Annotated in this window: 1 protein-coding gene; it reads left to right on the top strand. The window is 62.5% G+C overall.

The window, feature by feature from the left end:
- Positions 1-70: 70 nt before the first annotated feature.
- Entirely contained in the window at positions 71-1,363 is a 1,293-nt protein-coding gene (locus tag AC1DGI_RS18200) for an IS256 family transposase (RefSeq protein ID WP_476899836.1), read from the top strand.
- The last annotated feature ends 37 nt before the right edge of the window (positions 1,364-1,400 follow it).

Here is a 1,400-nt window from a genome sequence, read left to right on the forward strand (position 1 = left end):
GGGACTGTGGAATTAACGGTGTATCCGGCTCGACACGCCAGGCGGTCTGCTTGGCAGGAATGAGCTGGATATGCCGGTGACACTGGATGCCGTGAAGACTGCGGACACCACTGCGAAACCGAAGGAAGATTCGGAGGCTGAGGCCGCCCGTGAGCTGGTGAGGATGGCCCGGGAACAAGGACTGTCTCTGACTGGTCCTGACGGGCTGCTCAAACAGCTGACCAAGACGGTCATAGAGACCGCGTTGGATGAGGAGCTCACGGAGCACCTCGGCTATGAAAAACACGACGCGGCCGGGAAAGAGACGGGCAATGCCCGCAACGGGACCCGGTCCAAGACCGTGCTGACGGAGACCACAGGGCCGGTGGGCATAGACGTGCCGCGGGATCGGGCGGGCACGTTCGAGCCGGTCATTGTCCGGAAGCGCCAGCGCCGGCTGAATGGGGTGGATGAGATGGTCCTCTCGCTGTACGCGAAGGGCCTGACAACAGGCGAGATCAGTGCGCACTTCGCCGAGATCTATGGGGCTTCCGTTTCCAGGGAGACCATCTCGCGGATCACGGACAGGGTCCTCGAGGAGATGAATGAGTGGCAGAACCGGCCGCTGGATGAGGTCTACGCGGCGATCTTCATCGACGCCATTGTGGTCAAGATCCGCGATGGTCAGGTCGCCAACCGGCCGATCTACGCCGCCATTGGCGTCACCCTGGACGGGGAGAAGGACATTCTGGGCCTGTGGGCCGGGACCGGCGGCGAGGGCGCGAAGTTCTGGATGAGCGTTCTCACTGACATCAAGAACCGTGGTGTGAAAGACAGCTTCTTCCTGGTCTGCGACGGACTCAAGGGCCTGCCGGAAGTGGTGGGCAATGTCTGGCCGCTGACGACGGTGCAGACCTGCATCATCCACCTGATCCGCAACACCTTCCGGCTGACCTCGAAAAAGGACTGGGACGCGCTCAAACGCGATGTGAAGCCCATCTACACAGCCCCGAACGCCGCGGCCGCCCGGACGGCACTCGAGGAGCTCACGGAGCGGTGGGGCAGGAAATACGGGGCGATCGTCCGGCTCTGGGAGAACGCGTGGGAAGAGTTCACCCCGTTCCTGGACTACGACGTGGAAATCCGSCGCGTGATCTGCTCGACCAACGCCATCGAATCGCTCAACGCCCGGTACCGGCGGGCCGTGAAGGCACGCGGTCATTTCCCAACCGAGCAGGCCGCGCTAAAGTGCCTGTATCTCGTCACCAGATCCCTCGATCCGACCGGTGCCGGCAGGACCCGATGGGCCGTGCGTTGGAAGCCCGCTTTGAACGCCTTCGCCATCACCTTCAGCGACCGATTCCCGGCAGCTGAAAACTACTAAAGGAAACCGCCGGATACACCGTTAGTGAGATAGTCCC

This window comes from Arthrobacter sp. 05N428_2 (assembly GCF_056397065.1).